The sequence below is a fragment of the Oscillibacter sp. CU971 genome, from assembly GCF_905219725.1.
In the GTDB taxonomy this organism is placed as follows: domain Bacteria; phylum Bacillota; class Clostridia; order Oscillospirales; family Oscillospiraceae; genus Oscillibacter.
In genome coordinates, this window is the sequence record NZ_CAJMXG010000167.1 from 1 (window position 1) to 6,683 (window position 6,683).

The following is a 6,683-nucleotide window of genomic DNA, read 5'->3' on the forward strand; positions in this document are numbered from 1 at the left end:
ATTAACTTTGTGGCCTGTCTGGTAATGAAGACAGACAGGCCTCTTTTCGACAGGCTGAAGCCTCCCAACAGGGAGGCTTTGCGTTTTACAGCTCGTCAATTTTCATCTTATCAATCTGGTCTCTGACCCTCCGCTTCCCCCGGACCGCCCAGTAGATGGCCAGGAGCACCAGGGTGGGGATGTTCCCCGCCAGCAGGGTCACCAGCACCGTCAGCACGTTCTGGGACACGCTGCCGGTATCCACAATATTCAATACCAGCAGCAAAGACTGCAAAAACGTCAGCAGCGGCAGAACCAGCCCCGGCCAGCGGCTCTCCCGCTTGGAGAGGAAGATTTGAAGAAAGACACCGCCTATCAGAAACACCAGCAGGAACAGCAGAGAAACAATCACAAACCTAGACGCAATAGCCATCATTCAACCTCCATTTTCTTTTGGGCCTCCCGGTAGGCGGCAATCAAAATCTTCGCGGTGTCGAAGTCCAGCTTGTCGTCCACCGCCAGCCGCTTCACCAAAGCCACGTAAGGGTCCGCTTCCGTCGTGTCGCTGAGGCGGATTTTTTGAATCAGGCGGTCCAAGCGCAGGCGGACCGTGGGATAGCTGACACCGTACTGGGCCGCCACCTCCTTCAAGGAGCCGGAGGCCAGGAGAAAGCGCTTCACAAAGGTCAAATCCTGTTCGTCCAGGTCCGCCATCCAGGGGGGCGGGGTGGTCATAGGCGAGGCCTCCTTTCATAATATTAAATATAAACCTTAATTTTATGAAAGTCAAGTTTTATTTTTTCTTTTAGAAAATAAAAAGAGGCCGTCCCTTTCGGGACGGCTTCCGCCGGTTATTGATTGTCAGGCCAGCCGTTCTTCACAGCTTCCTGGGCTTCCTCCAGGCTTTTGAAAATGGGTTCTTCTTCAATCGGGGTACTTCCATCCTTGCAGGGCCAGCCCTGGGCCTTGGCCTCCATAAATTCCTCCAGCGTTATAACCCCGCTATAGATACCTTTTCCAATTTTGTGCATAAAGGTCCCGATTTCCTCATGCTCGGAGTTATAAAGTGGAACAAGGACATAGCCGACTTTATTCTCATTCCGCCAATTGTAACAGGCAATCGCCTCTTCCTCACTGTTGTATGGTCCCAATAGCCGGCGGGGCTCAATGTAGCCTTCTGTTCCGTCCTCCGAAACAGCGGAAATCAGGTCCGGTTCATAGCCTACAATGCTCTCACTGAGGGTACTTCCATAAGTCTCTCCCAAGCTGTTGCGGGGTTAATCCCCATCCACCAGCCCCTCCAGCGCCGCTTTCAGGATTACCGGATCCATTGTACTCTCCGGTTCAGCGGCAGGGACAGGCTCAGGTTTGGTTTCCGGTTCGGGCTTTTTCTCAGGCTCCGGTTTTGCCTTCGGCATATCCTGCCCGGATTTCAGCATCGCTTCCGGATTCTGGGCAACGCCGTTCACCCAAAACTCAAAGTGCAGATGCGGTCCGGTGGACATACCCGTACTGCCGACAGTGGCAATGGTCTGCCCCAGCTCCACGGCGTCTCCGATTTTCACCAGGAGCTTTTCGCAGTGGGCATAGAAGGTTTCCTGCCCGTTCCCGTGGTCAATGCGGACGAAGTTGCCCTCTGTGGCGTTGAATCCGGCTTCCTTCACGGTCCCTTTTCCGGCGGCATAGACGGGGGTCCCCTTCTCCATACCTCCGATATCTACGCCGGTATGGGTCACAACGCCTTCTCCGCCGGGCTTCGCCCGGTCCCCAAAGGAATTGTTGATTTGATCGCTCTCTACCGGCCAGATCATCTCCGCCCCTTCAGGGATCTCCGCCTTGCCCTCCGGCAGAGGTTCCACGGGCAAGGGGGCTTTCTCCGGCAGAAGCGGGGTCAGGGGATAGCAATAATCGGCGTTTCCGTACCGCACATCCATGGTCAGCTCGTCATAGGCGGCGTCCGCCACCTCAAAGGAATAGGTCATCTGCGGGACCCACTCCGCCTGTTCGCTCTCCTTCTCCAGGTAGCGGACACTCTGCCCGGAGCCGTCCTCCAGCAGGATACGGCCTTGAATGAAAATGCTCCAGGGCTCCTCGCTCTCGGGGATGGTGAAATAGATATGCCCGCTGTCATAGCGGACGCTTTCCGCCAAGGTCTCCACCTTCAGGCTGTCGGCGGACAGCCTTCGGTCCCGGTCGAATGCCTTCTGCTCCTCCTCCGTCGCCAGGCGGAGGCCGGTGAGCTTGCCATTTTCATAGATGGTATAGAGCTCCACGGCGTCGGGGCCGAAGGCGCCGTCTCCGGCGTGCTCGGTGATCCAAGAGAACTTCCCCTCGTCGTAGATGCCCCGCACCTCATGGCCCTCCCAGGTCATGGTCAGGCCGTTTCCGTCCAGGTCCGGGTCGTCAAAGGTCCAGGTGAGGCCGAAGGGCTCGTAGGGAGCCAAAGTCTCCTCCCACAGGGCGGCGGACTCCGCCGAGGACTGGGCGTATAAGTCCCGGTCAGTGAAGTCTTCGCTATAGGGCCCGTCCGTCTCCGCCGGTTTGGCGGAGGTGGCGAAGGCCGTGGTGATCCCCAGCACCAGGGCCAGGGCCATAAAGCAAGCCAGCAGGGATTTTTTCTTGATGCTCATAATTGCCTTAATCCTTTCTTCCATGCCGTTTCGGTGGGCGAAACCGCACAGAGGCACATTTCTATTTTCCGCCAGGCGGATGAGGGCCAGGGCGTAGCGCTCCCGGCTGTCCTCCCCCAGGGCCAGCACCGCCGCCTCGTCACAGCGCAGCTCCATGTCCCGGTTTCCCAGGACGTAGAGGAGCCACACGGCGGGGTTGAACCAGTGGAGGCACAGCGCCGCCGTCAGCGCCAGCTTGAGAAGGCCGTCCAGCCGCCGGATATGGGCCCGCTCATGGGCCAGGACGCAGGTCAGGGCCTCCTCGTCTTTAAAATCCATTGTCTTGGGCAGGAGTATCACCGGGCGGAAAAGCCCGTAGGTCAGCGGGGCGGCGATCTGGTCCGTGACCCGGACCTCCACCTTCCGCCGGAGCTGGAACCAGGTTTCCAGGCCCGGGCAGTCCGCCGGGAGGGCCTCCCGGAAGCGCCTCCGCCAGCGGACATAGCGAATCAGGAACCACGCCGCCAGCAACAGGCCCACCGTCAGCCACAGGGCTGTCCAAACCGGGAAGGGCGCAGAGGCGGGCACAGCGGCGGGCTGCGCGGGAATCGCAATCACCGGGGGGGCCGCAGGGACCGCTGGGGCCACAGGGGCCGAAGGAACCACTGGGGTGAGCAAAGCGTCCGGGACAACGGGAACCGCCTTGGGGCCCAAAGCCTCCAGCAGGGTGTAGACGCTGAACCGGGAAGCCAGCTCCACCGGCAGCAGCAGCCGGGCCGCCGCCAGCCACCAGAGGGCCACAAAGGTCCCCTTGGGAAGACGCCGGAGGGTCAGCCCCCGGAAAGCCGCGATGGCCAGGACGAAGACCCCGCCGGAGAGGGACAGTTCCAGGAAGGTCATAGCCGCGTCACCTCATTTCGCTGACAATCTCCCGAAGCCTCCCAATCTGCTCCGGCGAGAGCGTCTGGCTGCTGAGCAAAGAGGCGAAGAGCAGGTCCGGCGATCCGTCGAACAGCCTTCCGATGAGCTCCTCCGTCTCCGCTTTTTGAATCTCTTCTTTCGTGACCAGGGCGTGGCAGAGGAAATTCGGCTCGCTCCGCCGGACGGCCCCCTTGGCCACGCATTTTTTGATCACTGTGTAGGTGGTGTTTACGTTCCAGCCCGTCTCCTCCCCCAGGATGGAGGAAATCTCCTTGGCCGTGCGGTCCCCCAGGCGCCAGAGGACGTCCATGACCTTCAATTCCGAATCAAACAGCTTCATAAGCAAAGTCCTCCTTGTCAAACTATCGCGGTAGTTTCTGGTATTATACTACCACGATAGTTTCGGCTTGTCAATACTATTCTGATAGTATATCAAAATTTTTTCTCCCCTCCTCTCCCGAAGGGCCGGAAACCGGGCCGGAAAGGCGGGTTTTTCCTCGTTTACCACTTGTGCTTTGCCGGGGAATCGTTTATAATATGGGGCAAGTGCTGGTTCAGCCAGGGGCGGAAGCCGCCCCTTGAGTATAGGAAAGAAAGGACGTTCTCATGATCCAATTCAAGTCTGAACAAGGTGAGATCTCCGTCTCGAGCGCCGTGTTCTCCAACATCACGGGCATGGCCGCCACCAACTGCTTCGGCGTCAAGGGCATGGCTTTCCGCTCCATGACCGACGGACTGGTCCACCTGCTGCGCCGCGAGGCCATGAGCAAGGGCGTCAGCATCTCGTATCACGAAGACGATTCCATCTCCATCGAGCTCCACATCATTGTGGAAAACGGCGTCAACCTCCCCGCAGTCTGCCGGTCCATCATGAACGAGGTCCGCTATGTGGTGGAGAAAAACACCGGCGTCACGGTTCGGGCCGTGGACGTGTGCGTGGACTCCATGACCCTGTGAGGGAGGAAGAAATCGAATGAATGAACAAATCACCGGCGGGCTCTTCAAGCGGATGATCCTCCATGGAGCCGCCGCCATCACCGCCCAGAAACAGGCCATCAACGATCTGAACGTCTTCCCCGTCCCCGACGGAGACACGGGCACCAATATGTCCATGACCATCGGCGCCGCCGTGACGGAGCTCCGCAAGTCCGAGCCCGCCGCTCTGGACCAGGCCGTATCCATCACCGCCTCCGCCCTTCTCCGGGGCGCCCGGGGAAATTCCGGCGTCATTCTCTCCCTGCTCTTCCGGGGGCTCTCCAAGGGCCTGAAGGGCTATGAGACCGCCGGGGCCGCCGAATTCGCCGCCGCCATGCAAGAGGGCGTGTCCTCCGCCTACAAGGCCGTCATGAAGCCCGCCGAGGGCACTGTCCTCACCGTGTCCCGCCTGGCCGCCATGCGGGCGGCGGAGCGGGCCGCCGAGGAGACGGACTTTGAAAAAGTGCTGGAGGCCGCCATTCAGGAGGGCTACGAGGCCCTGGCCCAGACCACGGACATGAACCCGGTGCTGAAAAAGGCCGGGGTGGTGGACGCCGGCGGCAAGGGCTATCTGCTGATTCTGGAGGGGATGCTGGCTGAGCTCCGGGGCGAGCCCATGCCGGAGGCCGCCGAGGAGGAGCCCCAGAAGGCCAAGGCTGACTTTGAGGTCTTCTCCACAGAGGAGATCACCTTTGCCTTCGATACGGTGTTTATTGTCCGCAAAAATGATCCCAACGTGGATTTGGAGCCCTTCCGGGCCTATCTCAACAGCATCGGTGACAGCCTGGTCATTGGAGAGGACGACGAGGCCTTTAAAGTCCATGTCCATACCAACATCCCCGGCAGCGCCCTGACGGAGGGCCAGAAATACGGCACCCTGGAGCTGGCGAAGATTGAGAACATGCGGACCCAGTACGAGGATGTGGCCGCCGGGAAAAAGGCCCAGAGCGTGGACGATTTGGAGATGGAGGAAGCGGCGCTGGAGTCCCGGAACGCTGGGCAGAGCGGCCACATGGTAGCCCCGCCGGAGAAGAAATACGGCTTCCTCTCCGTCTGCGCCGGGGACGGGCTGGCCGCCGTGTTCCAGGACCTGGGCGTGGACGGCGTAGTGTCCGGCGGGCAGACCATGAATCCCTCCACGGAGAGCATTCTGGAGGGCGTGGACCAGATTCCCGCCGAAACGGTGTTTGTCCTGCCCAACAACGGGAACATCATCATGGCCGCCCAGCAGTGCGCGGCTTTGACAGAGAAAAACGTGGTGGTCATTCCCACCAAAACGGTGCCCCAGGGCATCACCGCCATGATGAACGTGGACTTTGAGGCCCCGGACGCCGAAACCCTGGCGGGAGCCATGACGGATTCCCTCTCCGGCGTCACCACCGCGCAGATTACCTACGCGGCCCGGGATTCGGATTTCGACGGCTTTGACATCAAGGAAGGGGATTATCTGGCCCTGAAGGAGGGCAAGCTCTTCGGGACGGACGGGTCCCTCCACAGCCTCCTGGAGAAGCTGGCGGCGGACGCGGCGGAGCAGGACGCCTCCTTCATCTCGCTGTACTTTGGCGAGGACGTAACGGAGGAGGACGCCCAGGAAGCGGGAAAATTCTTTGAAACCGGCTGTCCCGGGGCGGAAGTTATGGTCCTCTCCGGCGGACAGCCGGTGTACTACTATATTATCTCTATGGAATGATGAGCAGGCCCGGACCGTTTGGGTCCGGGCCTGCCTGCGTTTGAAAGAAGGTTCCAATATGACCGTTGGCCGTTTCGCCCCCTCCCCCAGCGGGCGCATTCATCTGGGGAACATTCTCTGCTGCCTCCTGGCCTGGCTCAGCGCCCGGCAGAAGGGCGGAACCATCGTCCTGCGGATCGAGGACCTGGACACCGCCCGCTGTCCCATGCGTTATGCGCAGCAGATGATCCGGGATCTCCGCTGGCTGGGACTGGACTGGGACCAGGGACCGGAAGTCTCCGGGCCAAACAAACCCTATTTCCAAAGCCAAAGGACGGCGCTCTATCCGGCCGCCCTGGATCGGCTGGAGGCGCAAGGGCTGGTTTATCCCTGCTTCTGCACCCGGGCGGAGCTCCACGCCGCCAGCGCTCCCCACCGGGAGGACGGACTGACCGTCTACGCCGGAACCTGCCGGAACCTGACCCCCGCGGAACGGGAGGAACGGGCAATGCGCCGCTCCCCTGCCCTGC

The 6,683-nt window shown here is 60.5% G+C and carries 8 protein-coding genes; 3 read left to right on the forward strand and 5 right to left on the reverse strand.

The window, feature by feature from the left end:
* Positions 1 to 85 precede the first annotated feature (85 nt).
* The 5 genes from JX325_RS11220 to JX325_RS11240 all read right to left on the reverse strand — a co-directional run bounded on the left by JX325_RS11220 (position 86) and on the right by JX325_RS11240 (position 3,855).
* A complete protein-coding gene (locus tag JX325_RS11220; protein WP_243414053.1) occupies positions 86 to 415 on the reverse strand; it encodes a hypothetical protein in 330 nt (109 codons plus the stop codon).
* On the reverse strand, positions 412 to 714 hold the full coding sequence (locus JX325_RS11225; RefSeq protein WP_204791211.1) for a DUF2089 family protein: 303 nt from the start codon (positions 712 to 714) through the stop codon (positions 412 to 414). Before JX325_RS11225 ends, JX325_RS11220 begins: the two co-directional genes overlap by 4 nt.
* Positions 715 to 830: 116 nt before the next feature.
* Positions 831 to 1,244 carry a hypothetical protein gene (locus JX325_RS11230; protein WP_204791212.1) on the reverse strand — a complete coding sequence of 138 codons (414 nt, stop codon included), beginning with the start codon at positions 1,242 to 1,244 and terminating at the stop codon, positions 831 to 833.
* Positions 1,245 to 1,256: 12 nt separating this feature from the next.
* The gene (locus tag JX325_RS11235) at positions 1,257 to 3,488 is read right to left on the reverse strand and encodes a M23/M56 family metallopeptidase (RefSeq protein ID WP_204791213.1); all 2,232 of its coding nucleotides are present in this window, start codon (positions 3,486 to 3,488) and stop codon (positions 1,257 to 1,259) included.
* 7 nt (positions 3,489 to 3,495) lie between these two features.
* Positions 3,496 to 3,855: a BlaI/MecI/CopY family transcriptional regulator gene (locus JX325_RS11240; protein ID WP_204791214.1), complete on the reverse strand. Its 360-nt coding sequence runs from the start codon at positions 3,853 to 3,855 to the stop codon at positions 3,496 to 3,498.
* A 260-nt stretch (positions 3,856 to 4,115) separates the two neighbouring features.
* On the opposite strand from JX325_RS11240, the gene JX325_RS11245 reads away from it, so the two are divergent.
* The 3 genes from JX325_RS11245 to JX325_RS11255 form a co-directional block, all read left to right on the forward strand.
* The gene (locus JX325_RS11245; protein WP_204791215.1) at positions 4,116 to 4,466 is read left to right on the forward strand and encodes an Asp23/Gls24 family envelope stress response protein; all 351 of its coding nucleotides are present in this window, start codon (positions 4,116 to 4,118) and stop codon (positions 4,464 to 4,466) included.
* A 16-nt stretch (positions 4,467 to 4,482) separates the two neighbouring features.
* Positions 4,483 to 6,174, forward strand: coding sequence for a DAK2 domain-containing protein (locus tag JX325_RS11250; RefSeq protein WP_204791216.1), 1,692 nt, complete (start codon positions 4,483 to 4,485; stop codon positions 6,172 to 6,174).
* A 58-nt stretch (positions 6,175 to 6,232) separates the two neighbouring features.
* Positions 6,233 to 6,683 (forward strand): glutamate--tRNA ligase family protein (locus JX325_RS11255; protein ID WP_243414054.1); only part of this gene is annotated, 451 nt, incomplete at its 3' end.

Coding starts and splice junctions, on each gene's coding strand:
- JX325_RS11250 (WP_204791216.1), top strand. CDS start 4,483: ATGAATGAACAAATCACCGGCGGGCTCTTCAAGCGGATGATCCTCCAT.
- JX325_RS11245 (WP_204791215.1), top strand. CDS start 4,116: ATGATCCAATTCAAGTCTGAACAAGGTGAGATCTCCGTCTCGAGCGCC.
- JX325_RS11235 (WP_204791213.1), bottom strand. CDS start 3,488: ATGACCTTCCTGGAACTGTCCCTCTCCGGCGGGGTCTTCGTCCTGGCC.
- JX325_RS11220 (WP_243414053.1), bottom strand. CDS start 415: ATGATGGCTATTGCGTCTAGGTTTGTGATTGTTTCTCTGCTGTTCCTG.
- JX325_RS11225 (WP_204791211.1), bottom strand. CDS start 714: ATGACCACCCCGCCCCCCTGGATGGCGGACCTGGACGAACAGGATTTG.